At 33.7% G+C, this 25,301-nt stretch carries 19 protein-coding genes; 4 read left to right on the plus strand and 15 right to left on the minus strand.

Annotated elements, in window-relative coordinates; all coding sequences use genetic code 11:
* The first annotated feature begins 75 nt into the window (after window positions 1–75).
* Complete coding sequence (locus tag ACNFIH_RS02485) at window positions 76–1,683, plus strand: class I SAM-dependent methyltransferase (protein WP_426485337.1); 1,608 nt, start codon at window positions 76–78, stop codon at window positions 1,681–1,683.
* 76 nt (window positions 1,684–1,759) lie between these two features.
* Here ACNFIH_RS02485 and ACNFIH_RS02490 read toward each other — a convergent pair whose 3' ends face one another.
* Both ACNFIH_RS02490 and ACNFIH_RS02495 read right to left on the minus strand, forming a co-directional pair.
* Window positions 1,760–2,212 carry a hypothetical protein gene (locus ACNFIH_RS02490; RefSeq protein WP_035644277.1) on the minus strand — a complete coding sequence of 151 codons (453 nt, stop codon included), beginning with the start codon at window positions 2,210–2,212 and terminating at the stop codon, window positions 1,760–1,762.
* 140 nt (window positions 2,213–2,352) lie between these two features.
* Entirely contained in the window at window positions 2,353–2,988 is a 636-nt protein-coding gene (locus ACNFIH_RS02495) for a hypothetical protein (protein ID WP_035645111.1), read from the minus strand.
* Window positions 2,989–3,253: 265 nt separating this feature from the next.
* On the opposite strand from ACNFIH_RS02495, the gene ACNFIH_RS02500 reads away from it, so the two are divergent.
* Together ACNFIH_RS02500 and ACNFIH_RS02505 are read left to right on the plus strand one after the other, a co-directional pair.
* Window positions 3,254–4,051 carry a polysaccharide deacetylase family protein gene (locus tag ACNFIH_RS02500; protein ID WP_426485338.1) on the plus strand — a complete coding sequence of 266 codons (798 nt, stop codon included), beginning with the start codon at window positions 3,254–3,256 and terminating at the stop codon, window positions 4,049–4,051.
* A 228-nt stretch (window positions 4,052–4,279) separates the two neighbouring features.
* Entirely contained in the window at window positions 4,280–5,059 is a 780-nt protein-coding gene (locus ACNFIH_RS02505; protein WP_426485339.1) for a hypothetical protein, read from the plus strand.
* A 90-nt stretch (window positions 5,060–5,149) separates the two neighbouring features.
* Here the strand turns inward: ACNFIH_RS02505 and ACNFIH_RS02510 are convergent, their stop codons facing one another.
* The gene (locus ACNFIH_RS02510; protein ID WP_426485340.1) at window positions 5,150–7,552 is read right to left on the minus strand and encodes a TonB-dependent siderophore receptor; all 2,403 of its coding nucleotides are present in this window, start codon (window positions 7,550–7,552) and stop codon (window positions 5,150–5,152) included.
* 225 nt (window positions 7,553–7,777) lie between these two features.
* Here ACNFIH_RS02510 and ACNFIH_RS02515 point away from each other — a divergent pair, with 225 nt between their 5' ends.
* Entirely contained in the window at window positions 7,778–8,920 is a 1,143-nt protein-coding gene (locus ACNFIH_RS02515; protein WP_426485341.1) for a PepSY-associated TM helix domain-containing protein, read from the plus strand.
* A gap of 27 nt (window positions 8,921–8,947) precedes the next feature.
* On the opposite strand, the gene ACNFIH_RS02520 is transcribed toward ACNFIH_RS02515, so the two are convergent.
* The 12 genes from ACNFIH_RS02520 to ACNFIH_RS02575 form a co-directional block, all read right to left on the minus strand.
* Window positions 8,948–9,715, minus strand: a complete 768-nt coding sequence (locus ACNFIH_RS02520) for a methyltransferase domain-containing protein (protein ID WP_426485342.1) — start codon at window positions 9,713–9,715, stop codon at window positions 8,948–8,950.
* A 15-nt stretch (window positions 9,716–9,730) separates the two neighbouring features.
* The gene (locus ACNFIH_RS02525) at window positions 9,731–10,552 is read right to left on the minus strand and encodes an AraC family transcriptional regulator (protein ID WP_426485343.1); all 822 of its coding nucleotides are present in this window, start codon (window positions 10,550–10,552) and stop codon (window positions 9,731–9,733) included.
* 93 nt (window positions 10,553–10,645) lie between these two features.
* Entirely contained in the window at window positions 10,646–11,641 is a 996-nt protein-coding gene (locus tag ACNFIH_RS02530) for an SDR family NAD(P)-dependent oxidoreductase (RefSeq protein WP_426485344.1), read from the minus strand.
* 127 nt (window positions 11,642–11,768) lie between these two features.
* Complete coding sequence (locus ACNFIH_RS02535; RefSeq protein WP_426485345.1) at window positions 11,769–12,959, minus strand: serine hydrolase domain-containing protein; 1,191 nt, start codon at window positions 12,957–12,959, stop codon at window positions 11,769–11,771.
* A 139-nt stretch (window positions 12,960–13,098) separates the two neighbouring features.
* Window positions 13,099–15,087, minus strand: a complete 1,989-nt coding sequence (locus ACNFIH_RS02540) for an alpha-L-arabinofuranosidase C-terminal domain-containing protein (protein WP_426485346.1) — start codon at window positions 15,085–15,087, stop codon at window positions 13,099–13,101.
* Window positions 15,088–15,138: 51 nt separating this feature from the next.
* On the minus strand, window positions 15,139–16,581 hold the full coding sequence (locus tag ACNFIH_RS02545) for a glycoside hydrolase family 28 protein (RefSeq protein ID WP_426485347.1): 1,443 nt from the start codon (window positions 16,579–16,581) through the stop codon (window positions 15,139–15,141).
* Between the two features lie 34 nt (window positions 16,582–16,615).
* Window positions 16,616–17,758: a glycoside hydrolase family 28 protein gene (locus tag ACNFIH_RS02550; protein ID WP_426485348.1), complete on the minus strand. Its 1,143-nt coding sequence runs from the start codon at window positions 17,756–17,758 to the stop codon at window positions 16,616–16,618.
* A 22-nt stretch (window positions 17,759–17,780) separates the two neighbouring features.
* Window positions 17,781–18,167: a glycosyl hydrolase family 28-related protein gene (locus ACNFIH_RS02555; protein WP_426485349.1), complete on the minus strand. Its 387-nt coding sequence runs from the start codon at window positions 18,165–18,167 to the stop codon at window positions 17,781–17,783.
* Between the two features lie 48 nt (window positions 18,168–18,215).
* Window positions 18,216–19,853, minus strand: coding sequence for a sodium/sugar symporter (locus tag ACNFIH_RS02560; protein WP_426485350.1), 1,638 nt, complete (start codon window positions 19,851–19,853; stop codon window positions 18,216–18,218).
* A 75-nt stretch (window positions 19,854–19,928) separates the two neighbouring features.
* Window positions 19,929–21,074 carry an acyltransferase family protein gene (locus ACNFIH_RS02565; protein WP_426485351.1) on the minus strand — a complete coding sequence of 382 codons (1,146 nt, stop codon included), beginning with the start codon at window positions 21,072–21,074 and terminating at the stop codon, window positions 19,929–19,931.
* 67 nt (window positions 21,075–21,141) lie between these two features.
* Window positions 21,142–24,288, minus strand: a complete 3,147-nt coding sequence (locus ACNFIH_RS02570; protein WP_426485352.1) for a glycoside hydrolase family 2 TIM barrel-domain containing protein — start codon at window positions 24,286–24,288, stop codon at window positions 21,142–21,144.
* A 98-nt stretch (window positions 24,289–24,386) separates the two neighbouring features.
* Window positions 24,387–25,259, minus strand: coding sequence for an inositol oxygenase family protein (locus tag ACNFIH_RS02575; protein ID WP_035644309.1), 873 nt, complete (start codon window positions 25,257–25,259; stop codon window positions 24,387–24,389).
* Window positions 25,260–25,301: the final 42 nt, after the last annotated feature.

The raw sequence follows: 25,301 nt of genomic DNA on the forward strand, positions 1-25,301 counted from the left end.
TTTACAACTACTACAAATCTTTTCAAATCAATATTAAAAAAATCACTATTTTTAACTAACCTTCATTTTTGTACTATGACAGATACATCTCAACTCCGAAGCTCCATTTTTAGACACCTTGACGGTTTAGCAGTTGCTCCGGTAGCGATAGCATTAAAGAAAAAAGAAGTTTTAGCACTCATTCTTGACAAAAAGCAAATTCAGCTGACAGAACTTGCTACAATTTTTAAAGCAAATGAAGGCTATCTGAATGTCGGTTTAAGAATTCTGGCTTCACAAGGATTTTTAGAGTATGAGGTCAATAACAAAACACAGAAAATTACGATTTCTGTAAATGAAAAATCAAAAATTGCTTTTTCACTATTCTATCTTTATGAAGATGTTGTCGATTTGCTTCAATTTTCGGCGCATTTTCATCCGCGTCTTTTTGAAGATGCACCTTTTGAAAAACTCGACAGTATTTTTGAAAAATATAAAAAAAATTACGGACTTAAATCTTCCGATAATAACTTGACGAACAATATTCAAAACCAAATTTTGAAACATATCGAAGGTTATTTAATCGGACCAACAATAGTGCGCCTGGCTATGAAAGGAATGTTTCATAAATACTTTATGGAAACATCTTTTAAACCAGAAGAGTTCCATAAATCACCGGAAAATTTCAAAAAAATATTAGATTTCTTTGTTCATCTTGGCTGGTTTTTAGAAAAAAAAGGAAATTATCAATTTACTGATGTTGGTTTGTTTTTCGCAAAAAGAGCCAGTGCTTATGGCGTTACGGTTTCTTACTTGCCTACTTTTGCCAAAATTGAAGAGCTAATGTTTGGCGATCCCGCTGTTTTAAGAATGATAGCCGATGGCGAAAACGAAATTCACGTTGATCGCGAAATGAATGTTTGGGGAAGCGGCGGTGCACACGAAACTTATTTTAAAATTGTCGATGAGATAATAATCAAACTTTTCAATTTGCCTATTGAGGAACAACCAAAAGGCATTTTGGATATGGGTTGCGGAAATGGTGCTTTCCTTCAGCATATTTTTGAAGTAATTGACAGACAAACTTTAAGAGGAAAAATACTTGACGAATACCCATTATTTTTAGTCGGAGCTGATTATAACCAAGCTGCGCTAAAAGTAACACGTGCAAATCTTATCAAAGCTGATATTTGGGCAAAAGTAATATGGGGCGATATTGGACGTCCGGATTTACTTTCAGATGATTTGAGAGAAAATTATAATATTGATTTGAAGGATTTGCTAAACGTAAGAACATTTCTAGATCATAATAGAATTTGGGAAGATCCGAAAAACAGCGATAAAGATAGGAATAGCCATTCTACCGGCGCATTTGCTTTTAGAGGAAAAAGACTAAGCAACAATCTAGTTGAAGATAATCTCCTGGAACATTTGCAAAAATGGTCGCCCTATGTGCGTAAATTTGGTTTGCTTTTAATTGAATTGCATACTATAAATCCAAAATTAACAGCTAATAATTTAGGAAAAACTGCCGCAACAGCTTATGATGCTACTCATGGTTTTTCTGATCAGTATATTGTTGAAATTGATGTTTTTAATAAAATCGCTGCTGAAGCCGGTTTGTTTCCAGATAAATCCTTCTTCAGACGATTCCCAGATGCTGACACCGCGACTGTTAGTATCAATTTGTTGAAAGGAAACTGAATTTCAAATATTGCTTAAAATAAAAAAACTCCAAAATCAAATGACTTTGGAGTTTTTTATATGATATCTCAAAATATTACATTTCGTTCAAGTCGTTGAATTCGTGTAAAGATTTTAATGTACTTTCGTAAAATAAGATAGCCGCGATAAGGTTTCCTTTATCAGAATATGGCATCATCTTTCTTTGAAACTCTACTGTCGTATCCAAGAAAGTTGTAGTTCCTAACGCTTGACCGTCTAAAACTTTTTTGTGCTCATTATCGTCTGGAATACCTAAGTCTGCCATAGTAACACCTGGTTTTGTAACCAAAGCAATGTAAGGCAAAGTTTTTACCAATACTTTAATACGCTCAATGTACAATTCTAAAAGCTCTCCTTTTTGCATACCGCTCAATTCTTTTTGATCGTGGTATTTACGGATTAGTGCTGTTGTACTGATAATACTTCTTGGAGCATTTTTTGCTTGTGCTGATACAGCTACAGTCGCCAAGAAGCAAAGGAAACTTAGTAAGAAAATCTTGCTCTTCATTTGTTAGTAGATTTGGTTAATTGTGATGGAAACAAAAATATATAAATTAACTTAAATTGCAACTTAATTAATTTCTTTTTTGCAATTAAATTTTTATTCTTAAAATATTGTAGCTAAAAAACTACGATTAATGTAGATTTTTATGATTTAATTATTCTGAAGCGTCCAGGATATTTTATCCAGATGCTTTTTTTATTACCGTAATAATCCATATAGTCTTCGCAAACAAATACAGCATGCGCTGTAGACCATGCAACAACACCACAGAATTCACTTCCCGACTCTCTCTTTAGTTTTTCGATTTGTTTGCCTTTTTGAAATCCCAAATATTTGTAAATCGTTGGCGTATAAACTTCTCCGCTTTCTAAATCTTCTAATGCTCTGTCAAAAGTATCTTCTTTGTCAATAATTTGTTTGTACTTAGCCATAACTGCGTACGTCAAAATTGCATACTCGATAATTTTTTCGTTTTCGCAATTGTCTTTAATACAAACAAAATCAGCAGATACTTTTGCTTTGCTTATTTCCTCACTATTAAGATGGAACGAATCATTATTCTTTAGCGTTATCTTTTGTACATTATCATCTATTTTTTCAGTAACAAAAAGATTATCTAAACCATAAATATTAAGAGAAGCTTTAATAAATGCAATCGATGAGCAATTTGTACGTTCTCCTTGTTTAAAGCTTTCAAATATTTTATCTGAACTCAACTGTGCATAAGAATTTGAACAGACAAACACTAAAAATAAAAATATTGACGTATAAGATTTCATGCCTTTGGATTTTATAATTGTACCCCAACACATCTTTTGAAAATAATATTGGGTTTACAAATCTAAAAAAAATCAACTCATAGTCTCATTTACTTTTCAAATTTTATTAAAAATTATAAATTGTTTATTGGTTTCTTAAAAAAGAAAACTTAAAAGTTATGAAATTAATTTTTAAAAATTATCTTTATATCTACTCAAACAGAGCATGAAAAGGACAAAAAAACAATAAAATTGCCGTTTAAGAACTAATCGAACTTTCTTTTTTATGAAGAACTTATTTTCAAAAAAAATAGCACTAATCCTAATTGTTGCTATTGCCATTTTTGTTTTATTTTTTAAAATGTATTCAGAAGAAAAAACTTCTGCAGCAAAACCACCAAAAAAATCATATCCGCCTGGTGTCCTTTTTACTTTTGACGATGATTATATTGAAGATTGGTACCAAGCCGATCAACTATTACATCCTTACGGCTGGAAAGCAACTTTTTTTGTTTGCTGGTATGGGAGTTTGACTAAAGACCAAAAATCTAAACTGCATTTTTTACAAAACAGAGGACATGATATTGCCGGTCATGGTTATAATCATCTGAATGCGCTAAAATATTCAAAGGAATTTGGCATTGAAAAATACATTAATGATGATATTTTGCCCCTTAAAGCTGCGATGAAGAAAGATGGGTTTAATATACACTCTTTTGCGTATCCTGATGGAGCTCGAGATGCAGAATTAGATACTGAATTACTCAAACATTTTGATATTATTAGAGGCACAACTTATGAAGAAATTCGACCAGAATCTCAATTTTGCTATTATGAAGGCAACAGAGTGGTTTACGGTTTAGGAATTGATGACGATTACAAACAATTCAATATTCCGTATTATAAAACTCTAATAGATTATGCCAAAGCGCATAATAAAATAGTGATTTTTTACGGTCATAAAACTGTTGCTAATGCTGATGAAAAGTTAGAGACTCCGCTTTCTGCATTGGAAGATCTTTGCAAATATGCCAAAAATAATGGTCTGAAATTTTACACTATTGATGATTTGGCTAAATTATAATTAAAGAAAACAGACAAATACAAGCTAAAATACTGATAATGAAATAAAAAAGGTAAATTCTATACTTTTGAAGCAAAATAAAGCAATATCTTTATGTTAATGTAAAAATAAAATACGCCCTAAACCTAACATATTCCACTATGCAATAAAATATTTTTTCTGAAAAAACTTAAGATCTCAAATAATAAGTATAATTCAAATTGTAAAATTAAAAATTTGATCAACTGTATGGAAACAAATACACTAAACCAGACGGATGCTGGCGTAATTGCACTTTTGCTTTTTATTTTAATGATTTTTTCGAGTTTTATTGGTAAAAAAATAGGGAACTATATTCGGAGTAAAAGACCTCCCACAGAAAAATCTTCTGAAACTTCAACACTTGTAGCCTTGCTTTTTTTCTTATTGGCCTTCACTTTTGGCATGAGCAGTGACCGATATAATTCACGAAGACAAGTTGTTGTGGAAGAAGCAAATGATATTGGTACAGCTATACTGCGAAGTGATTTATATCCCGATTCAACAAGAGCTTTATTCCGAAAAGATTTTAAAGATTATGTTGAAGTCCGAATTTCCTATTATGAAACAGGACCAAATATAAAAGGAATTTTAAAAGCCGATAGTTTATCTCAAGTAATTTCAGGAAAATTGTGGAAAAGAGCAACAGATCTTTCCAAAGATCCAAATAATCTTGCCGCAACACAACAAATGATTCCGGCATTAAATACCATGATTGATGTAACTACTACCCGCCTTTCCGGAGAAAAAGCAAAAGTTCCGCAAAGTATTTTAATAATGTTGTTTTTTCTATCTATTATAACGGCATTTTACGGCGGCTATTCAGAAGGACGTAATGGCAGAATCGATTGGCTGATACAAATTGGATTCTGTTTGCTAGTTTCATTGGTTGTATTGTTCACACTTGATTTAGACCGACCACGCCGAGGTTTTGTAAATCTGGATACACCTAACCAAACTATAATCGATTTAAGGAAAAATTTTAATTGATTAAAAAAGTAAATCAATAAAAAAGGGATGATTTCAAATAATTGAAATCATCCCTTTTTATATTGTAAAACTTTATTTTCGAAACAAAAATTAGAACTTAAACGTCACATTTGCTGTCACACGTGTTGGGTTTTGGGCAGCCAATCTGTATGACCAATATTTTTCATTTGTCAGATTGTCAACCTTCAAACCAATTCTATATTTTGGCTGATCGTAAAAAAGAGAAGCGTCCAAAACTGTATATGAAGGAATTGAGAATTTGAAAGTCGTTGTATTAGTCTGATAATATTCACTTCCGTAAATTCCACCAAAACCAATTCCTAAACCTTGTGCACGTCCTGTAACAATTCTATAACTTGCCCATAAATTTGCTGTTCTTGGCGATCCTGCTGTACTTGGTCGTAAACCTTGAACACTGGCATTACTCTTTTCGTATTTACTGTCATTATAAGTATAACCAGCGACAATATTTAATCCCGAAATTGGATTGGCAATCAACTCTGCCTCAAAACCTTTGCTAACCTGCGTTCCATCTTGAATTGTATAATTAATATGATCTGGGTCATCACGTGTTATGTTGGTCACAGCAATATCATAATAACTAAGTGTTGCCGATATTTTAGGAAGATCAAATTTGAAACCACCTTCCCATTGATTCGCCTGATTTGGTTTAAAAGTATTTCCATAGAAATCAGAACCAGAAACATTACTGAAACCATTCATATAATTACCAAAAGCCGCCACTTTATCTTTTACAAGTTGGTAAACTACTCCAAATTTTGGAGAAACTGCCGTTTGGTTATAATTCCCAGCAATAGAATCTTTGCTAGGATAATAAGTACCATGATTCTCATATTTATCAATACGAACACCACCCATTACTAATAATTTATCTGTTACATTTAAAACATCAGAAACATAAGCGCTATATGTATCTTCGTCATTAGATACAAAATTTGCATAAGTGGCATTGGCAAACATTGGTTCCACTTTTTGAAGAGTAAAATTATCGTAAGCTGCACCTGGCTTCTTGTAATCCATCGCTGGCATATTCACTGTCGCATCATTTCTCGTAGCGCGCAGACTGTAAAAATCCAAACCTGCTACTACTCTGTTTTTAAGTTTGCCAATATTAAATTTTCCAATAAAATTTTGCTGGATATCAGTTCCGTAAAATGGTGAATCCTGGTTAGTAACCTGTTGTCTTAATGTTGTAGCCGATCTCATTTGTAAAGCCACAACATAACCCTCAGACGATGATCTTGTTCTTGACAAAATAGTTTGAGAAGTCCATTCATCAGACATTTTATATTTTAACTGCGTAAAAATATTGTATTGCTGACTCGTATAATTGATCGTATTATTAGCGAAAGATAATTTATAAGGAATATCAAGTGCTTCAATACTGCTTTGTGTGTTAGCCACTACAAAAGGTGCAAGTCTCGTTGGCGAAGTTGCTTTGTACAAACTAAATTCAATATCAATTAAAAGATCTAGCCTGTCATTGATTTTGTATGAAAAACTTGGTGCAATTGAGAAGTTTCTGTTAAAACCAGCGTCCTGAAAACTTCTTTCGCTATGAAGCGCCGTATTGATTCTCAACAAAGCTGTTTTATCCTGATTAATTGGTGTATTTACATCAAAAGTCAATCGGTTTAAGTCCCAGCTGGCTGCCGAATAGGAAACTTCACCTTTGAAAGTGTCAAAAGGTTTTTTAGTAACACGGTTAAACAAACCTCCAAATGAGGATAAAGTACTTCCGAAAAGTGTTGCTGAAGGCCCTTTAATTACTTCAATTCGCTCTAAATTTGAAGGATCGATTGTAGTATAGGTAAAACTACCAACACCGTTTCTAACTACTTGCGGAGTAGGAAAACCACGAGACATTGAAGTAGTTCGCCCTTGATTTCTAACCTCGGCGATACCTGCTCCGGGAACGTTTTTAAAAGCGCTGTTATAATCTGTTACTACTTGCTCTTTCATTAATTCCTTGCTTACTACGATGTAAACCTGAGAGTTTTCAATGTTTTTCAAAGGCATTTTTGCCACATCAAAACTTTCTTTTTTTGCAAATCTATTTCCTCCTGTTCGGATCACAACATCATCTAAATTTTCAATTGATGAATTTACTTTGATATCAACTGAGATTGATGGAATTTGTTCTGTAAGCTCAGCCGTTTCAAGTGAAGATTCATAGCCAGACATGGTAACTTCTAGTGTATATTTTCCAAAAGGAACTTTTTTAAATTCATAATTACCCGCTGAGTTTGTAACCGCTGTTTTATTGATTTCAACCAATTTTACCAAAACCCCCTGACCAGCATTTCCTTCATTTGTAATTACACTTCCTGAGATTTGTCCTGTTTGAGCTTGAGCAAATCCAAAACTGAAAAACAAAGCAATTAATAAAACTGTTGAGCTGCTTATTAAACCTGATATTTTTAAACTGGAAGATTTTATAAAAAAGGAAATTAAATGTAAAGATACTTTCATACTATTCTTATTTATACTTATTCTAAATATGGCACAAATGAACAATATTTATTTCAATCTATCAACTGTAAAACATTATTTTTTCAGAAAAAAATCATTAAAAATAAGCGTGATAAAAACACTAAACCAAATCCTTAAAAAGCGCTAATTATTATTTGGACTGTTTCTAAAATACAGCTATATTTGCGCGCACAGCCCATAATTCTTAATAAATATATTTCAATTATGATTTCAGTTCCGAGTCTAAAACAGATTAAAAATATAGCGCGTCAAGTTCATTTATGGCTTGGACTTGCCACCGGAATTATTGTTTTCATAATTAGTATAACAGGCTGTATTTATGTTTTTGAAGAAGAAATAAGAGACTTTTCAAAAGACGAAAAATTATATGTTGCAATTCAGGAAAAACCTTTTGTAGGATTGGAAAAAATTGTAACTAATTTTCAAAAAGAAATTCCTAAACAAAAGATTACTTCAATCAAAATAAACCAGCAAATTCCAAATGCCGCTGTAGAACTTTCGACAAAAAAGAAAACCTACTATTTTAATCCGTACGACGCTGCTTTGATAGGAAATGAAAAACAAGATTGGCTTACTGTTGTTAGAAAACTACATACTGAACTGCTTTTAGGCGAAACCGGGAGTTTTATACAACGTTGGGCAGTTGTAATTTTTGCCTTGATGCTAATAACCGGACTAATTTTATGGTTTCCTCAGCAAATGAGGTCATTAAAACAATCTTTGACAATTAAATGGAAAGGCACTTTTAAACGCGTTAATTATGATTTGCATAATGTATTAGGATTTTATGCTTCATTTTTCCTTATTGTAATTGTCTTTACGGGTTTATTTTTTGCTTTTAAAGAAGTTAAAAATGCGGCTGCTTTTGTAACAGGAACAGAGCTTACTGAAGGAATAAAAGTAAAATCGGAAAACATAATTACGAAAGAATCTTTAGCTGCACGTTACGACCGAATTTATAAAACGGCAAATCAAAAATATCCGGGCGCAAATACCGCAACATTTTCAATAAAAAAGGACAAAGATGTAAGATTAAGAATGACTTATCCGTACAAATGGTCCCGAAATCAAAATACATTTTTTTTTGATGCCAAAACTGGGCAACTGCTTCGTTACAAATTATATAAAGATTTCAATGCCGCTGATATTATAGAAGCATCAAATTACGAAGTTCACACGGGAAGATTCTTTGGATTATTTGGTAAAATCGTTGCTTTTCTTGCCAGCTTAATTGCTGCAAGTTTACCAATTACAGGGTTTATTATTTGGCTTAAAAAGAAGAAAAAAGCAAAGAAAAAATCTCCTGTAAAAACGGTAAATAAAAAATTGAATAAGGCAATCGCTTAAAGATTATCTTATTCTGTTTTAGTATTTTTAAGCTTTAATTCCATAAAGAAAAATTCTTTTAAAGGCATAAATAGCTGGAAGTTTAGGGAAATTCTTCTCTATTCTCTTTTTATATTCAATAACAAAAAGCTTCTTCTGATCTTCTTCAAGAAGTTCCATATACGGAATCAACGCTGAGCCTGAAATAAAATCAAAAAGTGCGTCGTGATCTTGAGCAATTATTGGGTATACTTTTGTCATAATCTGAATATCTTCAAGATTGCCGTCAAACATTATTTGTGCGTACTGATCCATACTCAAAACAGGAGAATTTCTTTTCCAGCCTTTTAAATAACTTTTAAATGGCTCTTCACTTACAAGCTGATGTAGAATTTGATTGAGCTTATTTTCATTCTGAATCGGCATTTGTACTGCAAACTGTCCGCCAGAATTAAGCAAGTTAATCAGCTTTGGAAATAATTCTTCATGATTGTCAGACCATTGCAAAGCTGCATTACTAAAAATTAAATCCCATTTTTTATCTGAATTTGCAATACCTTCGTTAGTAGATTGTTCAAAATGAAGATTTTCTGTCACATATTCCTTTGATTTTGCTAGCATTTCTGCTGAAGAATCGACGCCTAAAAAATCAATCTGCTTGAATTTTTCGGCTAAAAAAATAGACTGTTCCCCTGTTCCACAACCTAAATCAATTGCTTTTCCAGAATCTATCGGTTTTATAAGTTCCATTAAATCAACAAACGGCTTAAACCGAATGTCTTTGAATTTATTATATATTTCAGGATTCCAAGGCATGTTTATTTCTATTTACTAATTGTTAGTATTTACTTTATTCAATAAATCTGTTGGCGCATATCCAAATCTCTTTTTAAATGCAGCCGAAAAATGCGAAAGATTTTCAAAACCAGTTTCGTAACAAACGTCGATTGGTTTCTTTCTTTTTTCAGCAAATTGATAATGTGCCAATTCTAATCTTTTCTTTGTAAGCCAACGTTGTGGTGTAGTGTCAAACGTTTTGCTGAAATCTCTTTTGAATGTAGTCAAACTTCTGCCTGTCAAATAACTGAATTTTTCCAAGGGCAAATTGAACATAAAATTCTTCTCCATATATCCTGCCAAATCAATTTTACCGGGTTCTTCAAAATTTGCCAGCACATTGTCAATATCTTTATCAATAGTTCTTAGAATCGTAATGGCTTCTGTAATTTTCAGAGAAGCAATGTCACTTGGAAGCTCTTCCATATCAAAATACGGAATTAATGATGCCAGACAGCTTTCCAACAAAGGATGATTATTGAAACTGTATATTTTTTGTGATTCTAATGGTTTTGGTTTTAAATCCAATTTAGCATAAAAATCACGCAGTTTTCCTACTGATAAATGCATTACAACCGTTTTATGCGGCTGTCCATCTTTAGGATAATTGATAATCGTTGCCAGTTGATTTCTTGGTATCAAAAAAATATCCCCTTTTTTGAAAACATAAGTGGCATCGGCCTGTACTATTTTTGTTTCACCCGAAATAAACCAAATCAACATATGATGCTCAAACATAATGTCTGATTTGAAAAATGCATCTTCATATCGGGAAAGTTTTATGTCTTCGGTGATGTATTTTGCTTCGTAATTCATTGTATTTCTTTCTGATAAAAAAACACTGCTTTTATTTTTTAATCTTTATTCTTCTAAAGATATTAAAAAATAAAAAAGCAGTGTTGATTTTGTTTACTTAATATTGAATTTAATGCCCGCCATTTCTTCGCTTAAAGTCCATAAACGTTCGGCATTGGCTTGGTCTAATGAATACAATTTAATACCTTTTTCAATAGTATCTCCACTAGCAATTGTTGCAATTTCTGAATCCTCACAATAAACACCGCCAATATTATTCAATTTTGGACTCACAGCGCACCAAACTGTTGTTGCAGCGCCTTGAGGTATTGTTTTAAGAGAAGCTGCAACTTCTGGCTTTATATTGCCTTCAGCATCACAAAGTCCCATTTTAATAAATAATTCCAGTGGCGCTTCTCGGGCTAATTCGGTTCCTCCAATAGAACCTGGATGTAGTGAATAAGCTCTTACTTTATGTTCTTTTGCTCTTTGGTCTAATTCTAAGGCAAATAAATTGCTCGCTGTTTTAGACTGACCGTAAGCCTGCAGTGTTTCATATTCACGATTAAAAAAATTAGGATCATCAAAATTAAAATCCCCAAACTGATGTCCTTGCGAAGATACATTTACCACTCTTGCGCCCTTCGCTTTTTTTAAAGCCGGCCATAATCTGGCGGTAAGCTGAAATTGAGCCAAATAATTGGTAGCCAATTGTGATTCGACACCATTACTTGTTCTGCGGAGCGGTACCCACATTATACCTGCATTGTTAATTAGCAAATGAAGCGGTCTGTCCGAATCCAAAAACTTTTCGGCAAATGCGTCAATCGATTTTGGTTCAGATAAATCCAACGCTTCGACTTCTGTGTTTTCAATCCCTGCCAGATTTCTATTTGCTTTTTCAACATCTCTTGCTGCAACAATAACTGTTGCACCTGCTCCTGCCAGCACTTTTACTGCTTCGAGTCCAATTCCTGTGTTTCCGCCTGTTACAATTGCGATTTTACCTGTAAGGTCAATACCTTTTATTACATCACTTGCTGTTGATGCAGCATTAAATCCAGAATTAACTGGTTTTTGCATTAATCCTTGATAATTGTTTTGTTCCATTGTTAGAAAATTTTTAATTATTCTTAATGGAACAAAGGTATTGGCGATTCACTGTCTCAATTTTGTTCAAACGTCCGAATGTACTTTGTTTAAACGTCCATAATATTTATGCAGCAAAAACGGTAAATTACAATCCTTTTTTAGCATCATAAGGAATATATTGATCCCATTCCCATGGCGTATAGATATCTGCAATTCCTATTTCCAACAAATATTTTATTATTCCGCTTGTAGGGTAACTGTTAGACATTATGAGCATTCCAATTCCTTTTTCAGGATACACAATACTATAATTTTGAAAACCGGAGCCCTGTCCTTCTTTGAAAGCGCCAACGCCATATGGTGATTTTAAAACTCCCCATCCTAATCCGTAAGAAAGTTCAATTCCGTCATTCCAGTTTCCATCTTCCAAAGCTCCGGGGCCGAATTGGTTTTTAGAATGAATCCGAATCTGTGGACTGAACATCTCCTTATATGATTTTGCTTTCAGAATCTTTTTGTTCAAAACCGCGGTGATAAACTTGCTGTAATCTTCAAAAGTAGTTTCAAGTGTTCCCGCTCCTCTTGGTGCGTTATCTTTATCTTTTTCTTGTTTTTTCCCTTCTGTATCATATCCATACGCAAAATCTTTTTCAAATTGCGGTTGCCATTTATAACTGGAAGAAGTCATACCAAGAGGTTTGAATATTTTTTCCTGAGCTAATTCCTCTAAAGGTTTTCCGGTAATTTTTTCAATTACAACCTGAAGATACGTCAAACCTTCTCCTGAATAACTGTATCGCGTTCCAGGTTCAAATTTTACTCGCAGCTTTTCATCAGATTCAAACCAGCGCCAATTTGGAAATCCAGCTGTATGATCGAGACACATTCTGGCTGTTATTTTTGTGTATTGAGGACTGTCCTTCAAATCTTTATAGTCTTCATGCCAAACCTTATGTTCGTACTCATAAATTGGTTTTGGAAGATAACTTTGAAGTGGTTTGTCTAAATCTAAAACTCCTTCTTCAACAAGTTTTAAAACCAAAACGGCAAAAACAGCTTTGCTTAGTGAAGCTCCATACAAATTGGTCTGTAATTGCAATTGCTTTTTATTCTCGACATCGCTGTAGCCAAAAGTTTTAATGTAAACAGGCTTTTTTGAATTAAAAACGGCAACGCCTAAACCTTTGACGTCGCCGTTTTTCATTAATTGTTCTATTTTTTTGGTCAGGCTATCCGAAGAAATTGTACTTCCGTCAAGCTTCTTTATTAAAACAGAATTTTGTGCTGTACTTCCAAAAATACCGGCGAAAAAAATAATCAATAACAGTTTTCTCATTTTAAAGTTTATTAAATTATTTATAGTTTTTGAATTTATTCACTTTTAAACCTTCATTTTTAAAGCGTTTACTTAGTAAATAAATATATAACAATCTAATTATAAACTTAATAGAAAAACCAATACAATCAAAATTACTTTAATTAATCAATTTTAATTTCAAAACTGTTACAGAAAAAGCCTGCAGATTTAGTACTGCTTTCTTGCCTTTCAATTTATATTCTGTTTCTTTTGGACTTATTTTCTTAGGTTCACCAAATGTATTTTCATCTTGTAAATTCGGGCTTGTCAGTATAATTACTGATCCTTTTGAAGCTAATTTTGCATTTTTCAAATCAATTGTAAATTCTTGTGTCTCAGCTGAAGTATTTACCAATTTTATAATTACTTCTTTCTTATCAACATCTTTTACTGCCGATGCATATAAATTGTTTTCGCCTACTACTGCTTTTCCGTCTTTTGTAATAGCCAATAAATCGGTTCCTTTATTAGTTGAAAATAATTGCTGTACGTAATAATTCGCAGAGCCAAATGCTGTTAAATTATTGAACCAAATCATATCTGGCGTCCATTGCCAAGCTTCTTCGTGCGCCATTAGGGGTGCATAAGAAGTCATATTTACCACTTCAGCATTTCGCTCTAGTCCAGTCATAAAAGCAGCTTCAGAAAACGCACATTCCCAATTGTTTCTATTATTTGGATTGGCACCCGAAACACTTTGCGCAGCGTATTCCCCTGCAAATATTTTAGGCCCTTTTCGGTCGTATTTATCGTAACGTGTAGCATTTTCTCTAAACCATTTCGGGCTTTCATAATAATGCTCGTCGATGAGTTCTGCATTTAATTTTTTAAGTTCCTGCATTCCGAATTCAAAAAACTCTCCATTTGGAGATGGCCCGCTGCCGGAAACAATTGTAATATTTGGATATTTTGCTTTAATCGCTTTTTCAAAAACTATAAATCTTTCAATATAAGCCGGTCCCCATTGCTCATTTCCAACTCCAATAAACTTTAAGTTAAATGGTTGTGGATGTCCCATGTCTGAACGTAATTTTCCCCAAACGGTTTCTGATCCGCCATTTGCAAATTCAATTAAATCTAAAGCATCTTGCACATAAGGATCTAATTCTTCCAGTGGAGCTAATTCTCCTGTATTATATTGACAAGCCATTCCGCAGCTTAAAATTGGCAAAGGAGTTGCTCCAATGTCTTCTGAGAGCTGAAAATATTCAAAGAAACCAAGTCCGAAGCTTTGAAAATAATCTGGTGTTTGTTTGTGGCTGAATTCCACATTCCAGCGGTTGATCATGGTTCTTCTGTTCTCCACTTCCCCTACCGATTTCTTCCATTGATAACGATCAGCCAAAGTTCTTCCTTCAACAATACATCCGCCCGGAAAGCGCAAAAATCCAGGTTTCATATCATATAAAAGTTGTACAATATCTTTGCGAAGACCATTTTTTTTGTTTTTCCAAGTATCTTCAGGAAATACTGAAATCATGTCTAAATCAATTGTTCCTTTGCCTTCGAAAGTTATTCTGAGTTTTGCTTTTGCTTCCGTTTCCGTGGCAGTAAAATGTGTTGCATACGTTTTCCATTCATCAGATGTTGGTACAATACTCGTTTCACCAATAACCTTTTTGTCTTTATCAATAAACTGAATAATTATTTTTTTGATCGCACCTTCGTGATTGGCTGCTTTTAATGAAAGATTATATTTTGCCTCTTTTTTAACGCCCATGCCGCGAAAACCTTCATTAATGATTTCATATCCTTTTGGATCATTGACAAGAATTCGGCAAAAATTAGTATTGTTTTTATTTTCCAATACTTTAATAGGCGTTGCAACACCCGAATTCATGTTCAAAGAAGATCTTTTTGTATTAGGCTGTTCCCATCCCATCAAAGGTTTATCAAACTCAAAAGACCTGTTTTTTATCATTTCAGCGTACAAACCTCCATCTGCGGCAAAATTGATATCTTCAAAAAACAAACCGAACATCGTAGGCTTAATTTTAGTGATGGATTTAGTAACATCAACTTCTAAAGTTGTTTTTTGGGCATATCCGTAAATACCACTAAATAAAAGAGTTCCTAAGATAATCTTTGTAATTATGTTTGTTTTCATTGTATTGATTTTATGCTGAAATGTACTGCTTTTAAATTTCTTTCAAAAAAATTATTGTTTTTTCACTGCTTCATATTTCTCAGGAAAAGCCGATTCTCCGTCTAAATTGTTGACTTTTAAAACATCCACATTTTTACTTTCTACAGCATATTTAAAATAATCCGGCTTGTTTTTTCCCCAAGAAACGGAGCAATTTTGGACTTTTATATTTTCTGCCGTATCAAAATAAAATCCTGAAGTACTTCCTTTTATAAAACCGTCCACTTTTGAAGGACGACGATCGTAAATTCCGCCAGGAAAATTTGAAGTTTTATCGATTGAAACATTAACTCCTTCAAAAACAATATTTTTGATTTTATCTTTACTTTCTCCGCTCACATAGACGCCATTTTCACCAGTACATTGAATATTGGTAAAATAAATATTGCTTATTGTCCCCACTTTTCCTTCGGTTGCTCCTTTCGGGAATCGCCAGTTTGCATCTTTATGATTGCCACTGGCACGACTGTAGGCTGTTACATAAATTGGTTCTGCTTTTCCCCACCAAGTGTCTGTAGTCAAACGACCTTCAATAATTATGTTGGAGAAAATAACGTCGCTCACTGTTCCTTCATCTCTATTTTGAATTCCTACTCCACGATTGCTGTTTTTGATAATGCAATTATTGAAAACTACCTGTCTGATTGCATCCATATTTTCTGAACCAATTTTGATCGCACAACTGCTGCTGGTCATCGTGCAATTTGTCACAGTTATATTTTCACACGCTCCAAACTCTTCAAATTCTCTTCTATTTTTTAGACAAATACAGTCATCACCGCTTTCGATATAACAATCACTAATGCGAACATTTTTTGAATGGTCAATATCAATACCGTCACTGTTGCGGACTTTTAAACTATTCAGCAAAGTAATTCCACTGATAACAACATCATTACAACCAACAAGATGAACGGTCCAATATGCCGAATTTCCAATATGAACGTCTTTAATTCTGATATTTTTCCCTCCAATTAAAGTCAAAACATGTGGTCGTGGATCGAGAATATTAAACGGTTTCAAAACATAAGAATCTGCTAATTCTTCTCCCATGAAAGAAATTCCGTTTCCGTCAATTTTTCCGCTTCCGCTGATGGTGAAATTCTCGATGTTTTTTCCTCCAATCCAAATTGTGCCTTCACCTTTGTTATCTCGAAAAGCACTTTCTGTATATAATTTTTCATCTGGACTTGCTAAAATTTTTGCACCTCCTTCAATATGCAACTCTACATTTGATTTTACATTAAAAGGTCCTGCTAAAAATGTAAACGGAGCAGGAATTAATACTTGTCCTCCCGTTAAACTACAGGCGTCTATTGCTTTTTGAATCGCAGCAGCGTCGTTGGTTTTACCGTCTCCCTTGGCCCCGTATTTTTTTACATCATATATTTTTTGCGCGATAGCAGTCAATGAAACACAAAAAACGATTGCAGTAATTATTGATTTCTTTATCATTTCTTTTTTATTTATAAATCTAATTCTCTTGATTTTACCTTGCTGGCAACACATAAGTATTTTGAGCAGGTTCATTTTTTCTTTTTAAAGCTTCTGCATCGAGATTGCTTGACAAAACATCTTTAAAAATAATCTGATTTGTTTTATCTGAAGGAACATCAATTTTTTCCATTGAAAGTGCTTTTACATCATCAAAAACAAATGCCGGACGAAAATCCTCTTTTTCGTGGGTTACTTTTATATTTTTCATTTCAATTCCGTTGACATGACGCACGTAAAATCCAAACGAAGGCAATTCTCCAAACATGGTAAATTCAGGATATCCTTTCTCATTTTCAAGAACATCTTTTAATCTGCTCAAAGGCAAATAAGCCATTCCTTTTGAAGCTCTTCCTGGATATGTAATTTCAATATTTTCTAAAACTACATTTTCAATAGAGTATCCCGGAATTCCGGCAATTGAAGCAGGAAAAGGATTGTGAAAATAATCGACTTCTGGTCCGCGCAAATCATAATCAATATCAGGACGACCAAACGGAATTTGAGCTTTTACATTTTTAATAGAAACATTTTTGATATAACCCGGCTTTTCCCCATTTCGATGACCCAAGCGAATTAAAATAGCATTTCCAGTATTTACAGCTGTTATATTTGATACTTTAATATTCTCAATTTCAGCGCCATCTACAGATTCAATCGCAATTGCCGATCTGAAAGTATCGTAAACCTTAATATTATCAATGGTAACATTTTTGAAACTTCCGTATGAACCAGTTCCAAATTTAACCGCGCTGGCACTTGATCTAACGGTACAATTTGCGATATAAATATTATTATTTTGCAGTCCCGGAGAATCTGATTTTAAACAAATTCCGTCATCTGCAGCGTTTACATCGCAATTGGTAACGCTAACATTTTCACAGCCGTCGATATCAATTCCATCATTATTCCAATAGGCTCTACTGTCGACTTTTATGCGATCAACAACAATATTCTTAGATTGTTCAAAACATTGTACCCATCCTGAACTATTTTTCAATGTAATATCGATCATTTTTATTGAATCACATTTAACGAAAGAAACCAATTTTCCTCTTCCATCTGAAGGGCGCATTCTTCTGTAATTATAATTGGGATCGATTTTTACTCCTGTATGATGCAGACTATCGACTGCCAATGCCAATTCTCGGCCCTGACCATCAATAATTCCTTTTCCGGTAAATCGCTATGTTTTTTGAATTATAAGCCAAAACCAATGCTCTTATTCCTTCATATTTAGGATAATCATTTGGATTTATACTTCCTAAAAGTATTGCTCCATCTTCAAAAAATAATTCTACATTATCTTTCAAGACAATACTGCCTGACAGAAATTTTCCTTTTGAAACAATTACTCTTCCTCCTTTATTTTTATAGGCGGCGTCAATTGCTTTTTGAATTGCTGTAGTATTTAGTGTTTTTCCATCGGCCACAGCGCCAAAAGCTGTAACTAAATAATCTTTTCCTTTTGCGTAAATCCCAATATTACAACACAATAGAAAAAGCAAAATGATGGAACTTTTCTTTAAAAATCTTTTTTCAGTCATTTTTAATATTTTTTAATTTTTATAAAATCGAAATTTTACAAAAACGGTTTACCAGAAAATAGTATACAATGCGATTAAGATTCCACAAATGATAAATGATCCGACAACAAACTCTGAAGACACTCCAAACATCGATTTATCAACTTCAATTTTGTGCGCTTCATGTTCTAATACTGGCTCTGGTTTTAAAATACTGATGGCTCCCATAATTATTACTATTGCAATAAATGTGATGCTCATTCTGTCTAAAAATGGATAATCTGGAAAAGAGCCATTTGTCCAAACTGGCAAAAATTTCAAAACTGCAGCAATTGGTACAGTGAGTAAAGCGCCGGCAAGTCCTGCTTTCGCCGTAGTCCTTTTCCAAAACATTCCTAATAAAAATACGGCAAGAACACCAGGTGAAAAGAAACCTACATATTCCTGAATAAATTGGTAAGCTTGGTCTAATGATTTTAAAGCAGGCGCTACAGAAGCCGCAATAAACATGCAGACTACTACACAGACTCTTCCAATGCGCACCAGTTTTTTTTCAGAAGCCGTTTTATTGAAGTATTTCCTGTAAATATCTAATGAAAAAATGGTCGAAATACTATTTGCTTTTCCTGCCAAAGAAGCCACAATTGCTGCGGTCAAGGCGGCTAAAGCAATTCCTTTTAACCCAGAAGGCAATAAATTCATCAACGTTGGATACGCACGATCTGGTTTTAAAACTCCTGTTGCATCAAGCATTTCGTGTTGAAACATTCCGTTTTGATGCATTACATACATGGCAATACCCGGTAAAACCGCAATAACAGGAACTAATAGTTTTAAAAAAGCAGCAAATAAAATTCCTTTTCGGGCCGTTTTTAAGTCGGCTCCCAATGCTCTTTGAACAATGTATTGATTACATCCCCAATACGCTAAATTATTAATCAGCATTCCTCCAATAATTACCGAAGTTCCCGGCAATTCAGTATAATGCGGATTTGATTTGTCGAATATCATTTGCAAGTGACCGGGAGCTTCATCTTTTATAATAGCCAATCCTTTAAGTATGTCTTTTCCAAATCCAAATTGTTCAGATAGCAAAGTCAACGCCAAATAAGTTGTCACTAATCCACCCAATATCAAAACTATAACCTGAAACATATCGGTATATCCAATAACTTTCATTCCACCTAAAGTAACTATAACAGAGAACAGGCTCAATGCTATAATACAAAATTCAAAGCTCAGTGGCGCAATTGATGAAATTGCCAAAGCTCCCAAATAAATAATCGATGTAAGATTTACGAATACGTAGATCAATAACCAAATTACAGCCATAATGGTACTTACGGTATCATTGTATCTTTTTGCTAAAAATTGAGGCATTGTAAATATCTTGTTTTTAAGATATACCGGCAGAATAAAAACCGCAACAATAATCAATGTGGCAGCCGACATCCATTCATAAGAAGAAATTGCTAGACCAAGCGCAAAACCTGATCCGCTCATACCAATAAAATGCTCTGCCGAAATATTAGACGCAATTAAAGAGGCTCCAATTGCCCACCATGTAAGCGATCCCTCGGCTAAAAAATAATCATTTGAACTTGTTGCTGCATTTTTTTTGCTTCTGTAAATATAGATGCCGTAGGAAGTAACAATTACAAAGTAAATGAGAAAAACGATGTAATCTGCGGTTGTTAATGTATTCATGTTTTTGTGGTTATTGTTGGTTAGTATAGTAAAGCTTTGTTTTTAGTCAAATGATAAAATTTATGATTATCATTTTTAAACCTTTAAAAACCACTTTCGCTTGTACAGAAAATAAAGCAGAGCTAGCTGTACAATTGTGACAGATATAGTTGTAAAAACAGGCTGCCAATCTAATGAAGAGAATTTAATAAGACCTCCAAATACATAATCTGCCGTATGTTTAAAATCTACTAATCCTTCTGATGCCATATAAATCAAAATCGAATTTGAGCCAATTAATAGCAAAGGAAATGCCCACTTATGAAAACCTAAAACATCAATTGTGAGGTAAAAAAAAGTAAAAAATAAAATACTGAATCCACCAACAAAACACACAAATGAACTTGACCACAAGTGTTTGTTAATTGGAAAACTATAATCCCATAAAAGCCCTATAACAATCAAAATAATTGCTGAGGCGATCATCATTAATATTTTTTGACTTATCGAAAAATCATTTTTTGCTTTCAAAAATGTTCCCAAAAACATTCCAAGCAAAGCTGTTGCAATGGCTGGTATAGTTGAGAATAATCCTTCGGGATCATAAACCTGACTATGTAGTCGTCCTGGCAAGAAAAGTCGGTCAATGTATCCTTCTAAAGAACCTTCTTTGGTTAAAATACCAGCTCCAAAACCTGGAACTGGTATCAGCTTCATTGCTAAAAAATAACCAATCAAAATACCTATGAACCAGTATATTTGCTTTTTTAAATCAAAATTCAGAAAGATCAGACCTGCAAAAAACCATGCAAGTCCTATGCGTCCTAAAACACTTGCAAAACGGGTTTGATCAAATCCGTCAAAACGCAATATTCCATTGACCACAAATCCTAAAATCAATAAAATACAAGTCCGTTTTAACATAGACAGATATATTTTTCTTTTTTCGCTTGACGGCAATTCCATTGGAGATGTTACACCTGCGATTTTCATTTTCTTTTCGAACGAAAATGGCATTGAAACTCCGGCTACAAATAGAAATACAGGGAATATCATATCATAAAATGTAATCCCATCCCACTCTGTATGATGTAATTGCGACGACATCCAGACAAAAACTGGAATTGGAGCGGCTTTCGCCAAAGCATGAATGATATGTTCACCGCTCATGATCCAAAACATCACGAACCCTCTTAGCGCGTCTAAAGAAGTTAATCTTCCATTTGTGATATTATTAGTCATACGTTACTTCTTTATATGCATATTTTCTGTCGATGACCTAAGCCTCGACTATTTTTTTACTTTATTATTATTTAATTGGTTTTATTATAAAGCCATAGCTGTATTCACTTGCTTTTAATAAATATTGCTCGTGCGGATATGCTCCCCAACTTGTATCCCCTCCTAAACCTCGTTGAGTCAAATCGGTACATACTACAATTTCTTTTCTTGGTGTGATATCGCTGATGTGCTGATTCTTTTTTGTCAAACCCGGATCAAAATCACTCGGATAATTATTCAGTGTACTCATTCCTAAAGACTGCAAACCTTTTATTTCAAGTCCGTTGCCATTTTTGTCTGAAAGTTTAAACCAGCGAACATCAGTTTTGTATCCGTTTTCCTGTGGACGTGTGTAAGACACATACTGATCAGCTACTTTGCTTTGATAAATTCCTTTTAATGCCGAATCTTTTCGATCAGGATAATTTTCCCAGGGGCCTCTTCCGTAATAATCAAGGTTTTCGAAGTCACTTTTTAAAGAAAAAATCATTCCGAAACGAGGCATTTCTGGTATTGGATTATTTCCTCTTTTGAAAGATGGAAATACTTCTAAAGCGCCATCATTGTTCAAAGAATATTTAATGGTATAATCTGAAGAAACGTCATTAAGTTTCAGCTTTGCAACAACATAATTTTTTCCATTTTCCTCTGTTTGCTGAATTGATTCTATAGTATAATTATTGCCAGCAGTTCGCCAAACATTTGATTTTATAGGCATCTTATTTCCAAAATCATTATCTGTCGGAGCTCTCCAAAAATTAGGTTCTGGATATTGTTTAAAGTATTCTTCGCCTTTTGAGCTGTAATATGTAATCAGTCCTGTTGTTTTACTAATCTTAACTACAACATTTGCAGCGTTTAAAACAAATTCTGCTTTTTCTTCTTTTATACTTGAAGATGAATTCTTTTGAACTGCTTGTGTAAAATAATCTCCACCTTCGATAACAAATTGTTCTCTTGCTATTTCAAAATTTTGAGGCATTAATTCAGAACCTGTTTTAGTATTTGCAAAAACATTCAATAAATATTCAAAACCTGATTTAGCAGTTATTTTCGGCAAATTAATTTTAAATTCTTTTTCAGATTTCGGATTTAAATCAACCTCAATCTGACCTTCTTTTATGACTTTTCCATTTTCTAAAACTTGGTAATTAAAGTTGTAACTGCTCAAATTTGTAAACCCAAAATCATTTGTTATTTTAATCACTCCATTTTTAACATCAACAGCATGAAATAAAATATCCTGATATACTTTTTTTACTTCAAATGCCGCCGGATTTGGTGTTCTGTCAGGTAAAAGCAATCCGTTATTACAGTCGTTTTCATCATTTGTGTAATTTTGGCTTCCTAAATCGCCTCCGTAAGCCCAGTATTTTCGGCCTACTTCGTCTTTCGCTTCAAATCCTTGATCAACCCAATCCCAAATGAATCCGCCTTGCATATTTTTACTTCCGCGGATAATATCCCAGTATTCCTGAAAATTTCCGTTGCTGTTTCCCATGGCATGCGAGTACTCACACATAATAAAAGGTCGTGTCACTTCTTTGCGTGAAGCATACTCTTTCATATATTCAATCTTTGGATACATCGGACAAACGACATCTGTATTTTCATTTTCTTTTGCTTGTTCAAACTGAACCAATCGGGTTTTGTCTCTGTTTTTTATCCATTTATAAGCATCATGAAAAACTGGCCCGTTCGCACTTTCATTTCCTAAAGACCAAATGATTACTGAAGGTGCATTTTTATCCCTTTCGACCAAACTGTAAATTCTGTCCATGTGAGCATTGTACCATTCCCGAAGATGACCTGGATTAGTTTTTGGATTCATCCAAATAAGAGGTTGTCCCTCGACCCCCATTCCGTGGCTTTCTATATTGGCTTCATCGACTAAATACAAACCATATTTGTTGCAAAGTTTCATCCATAAAACATTGTTCGGATAATGACTAAGACGAACTGCATTGATATTGAATTGCTTCATCAATTTGATATCCTTCATCATCGTTGCTTCATCCTGATAATGACCGGTAATAGGATTTGTTTCGTGAATATTTACGCCGTGAAACATAATTCTCACTCCATTTACAAGCAATTGCCCGTTTTTGAGTTCTACTTTTCTGAAACCAATTTCAGTAGAAACAGATTCTACTACATTTCCTTTTTCATTTTTTAGAGTAAGAACCAAATTGTACAAATTAGGTGCTTCAGAGCTCCATAATTTTGGACTTGATACATCTTGGGAGAAATTGATTGTCTGAATTTTATTTCCTTCGAAATTGACTTTTAGCTCTTTAGTAAAAACAGTTGTTCCCGAAGCATCAACCAATTTGGCTTCTAATTTTTGATTGTTTACATTGTTTGAAGTCAGGTTTTTTAAACTCACATCAACATTTAAACTTCCATTTTTATAATTGGCATCTAAATCCGGTTTTGCAAAAAAATCGGAAATCCGAATGTGATCTGTACTGTACAAATAAACATTTCGATCAATACCCGAAAGTCTCCAAAAATCCTGATCTTCAAGGTAAGAACCATCACTCCATCTGTAAACTTCAACACCGACGCTGTTTTTTCCTGGTTTTAAATATCTTGAAATATCAAATTCGGCGGGGCTTTTTGTGTTTTCGGTGTAGCCCACTTTTTCTCCATTAACCCAAACATACATGGCCGAAGTTCCTGCTTCAAAATGAAGAAATACATGTCTGTTTTTCCAGTTTTCCGGCAAAATAAAATCTCTTTTATAAGATCCAACCGGATTATCAGAATGGTTTATAAAAGGAGGATTTCTTTCAAAAGGGTATGTAATATTGGTATAAATTGGAATTCCGTATCCTTTAAGTTCCCAATTTGAAGGCACCGAAATCTCTTTCCAATTTATGGTATTAAAATCTGTTTTATAAAAATCTTTTGGGCGCTCGTCTGGTGTTGGTGCCCAGGAAAATTTCCAATTTCCATTTAATGAAAAATACCAAGGCGAACTAGTATAAATATCTTTTATTGCCGATGCTTCATCTGCATAAGGCAGAAATGATGCACGCGCTGGCTCCCTATTTATCTGAAATACTTCAGGGTTTTCCCAATCGTTTCTACTGTTTTTTTCTTGTCCAAAAACAATAGAACTCCAAATGGCAAAAAGGGTCAATAAAATTATTCTAGTTCTTATATTCTTCATTATTATTCTTTTATATGAAACCATAAAGAGTTACACCTGCAAGGTTTTGAAACCCTGCAGGAAGAAGCTCTTAATCTAAAAATGTTGTGATTTTTATTCTAAAAATTCAGTTTTTCCGGCAAATATTTAGCGACTAATTCTTTGTAGTATGGAAGCAAGGCTTTTACATCTGGCTTAACAGGTGCTTTTGTATATAAATCGTATGGATTGAATTTTTTAACCCATTCAAACATTTCTACATCTTTTTCATTCATCAAATGTGCGTAGGCATTTTCTCTGTGTTGTGAGTAAAATGAATGATATCTAATCATGTATAAAGCTGGATCTGGCAAATAATCTTTCATGATTTGGTACAAATATTCGTCATGGCCCCAACTCATTTTTACTTTATCTAAGCCACAATTTTCAGTATAAATTCCTAATTTGGTATTAAACCTACTATCTGTGTAATCTGGATTGTCTTTGAAAAATTCTGGATAAACAATTTTATCTGAATACGCACAGCCTACAGGAAAAGTATCTCCAACAACAGCCCATTGCGGTTCTCCAAACAAACATAAAACTTTACCAAGATCATGCAAAAAACCAGTTAAAACAAACCAGTCTTCGTGCCCATCTGCTCTGATAGCTTCTGAAGTCTGTAAAAGATGCTGCGTTTGATCTAAATCAATATCTGGATCACTATCGTCAACAAGTGTGTTTAAAAATTCAACCGCTTCCCAAATAGACAAACTCTTTTTATTAAACTGCAAAAATTCTTCTTCTTTGCTGCAAACAAAATCATAAGTCTGATACGTGTGATTCATTCTGTAAAACTCCTTAACAGTTTCTACTCTTTCGGAATCGACATAGTTTCTAAACTCTTCTTTCTCTTTTATATTTTCAGCTGGATCAGGATAACGTATTAGTAAATCGTCTTCCCATTCATCCAAATTCTTTAGCGGTTTATCTGTGTCTATTATCTTTTTCATGTTGTTTTATTTAAAGATTACTACACAAAAATATACTATCAA

Origin of the sequence: Flavobacterium sp. 2, assembly GCF_049949195.1 — a bacterium.
In the GTDB taxonomy this organism is placed as follows: Bacteria; Bacteroidota; Bacteroidia; order Flavobacteriales; family Flavobacteriaceae; genus Flavobacterium.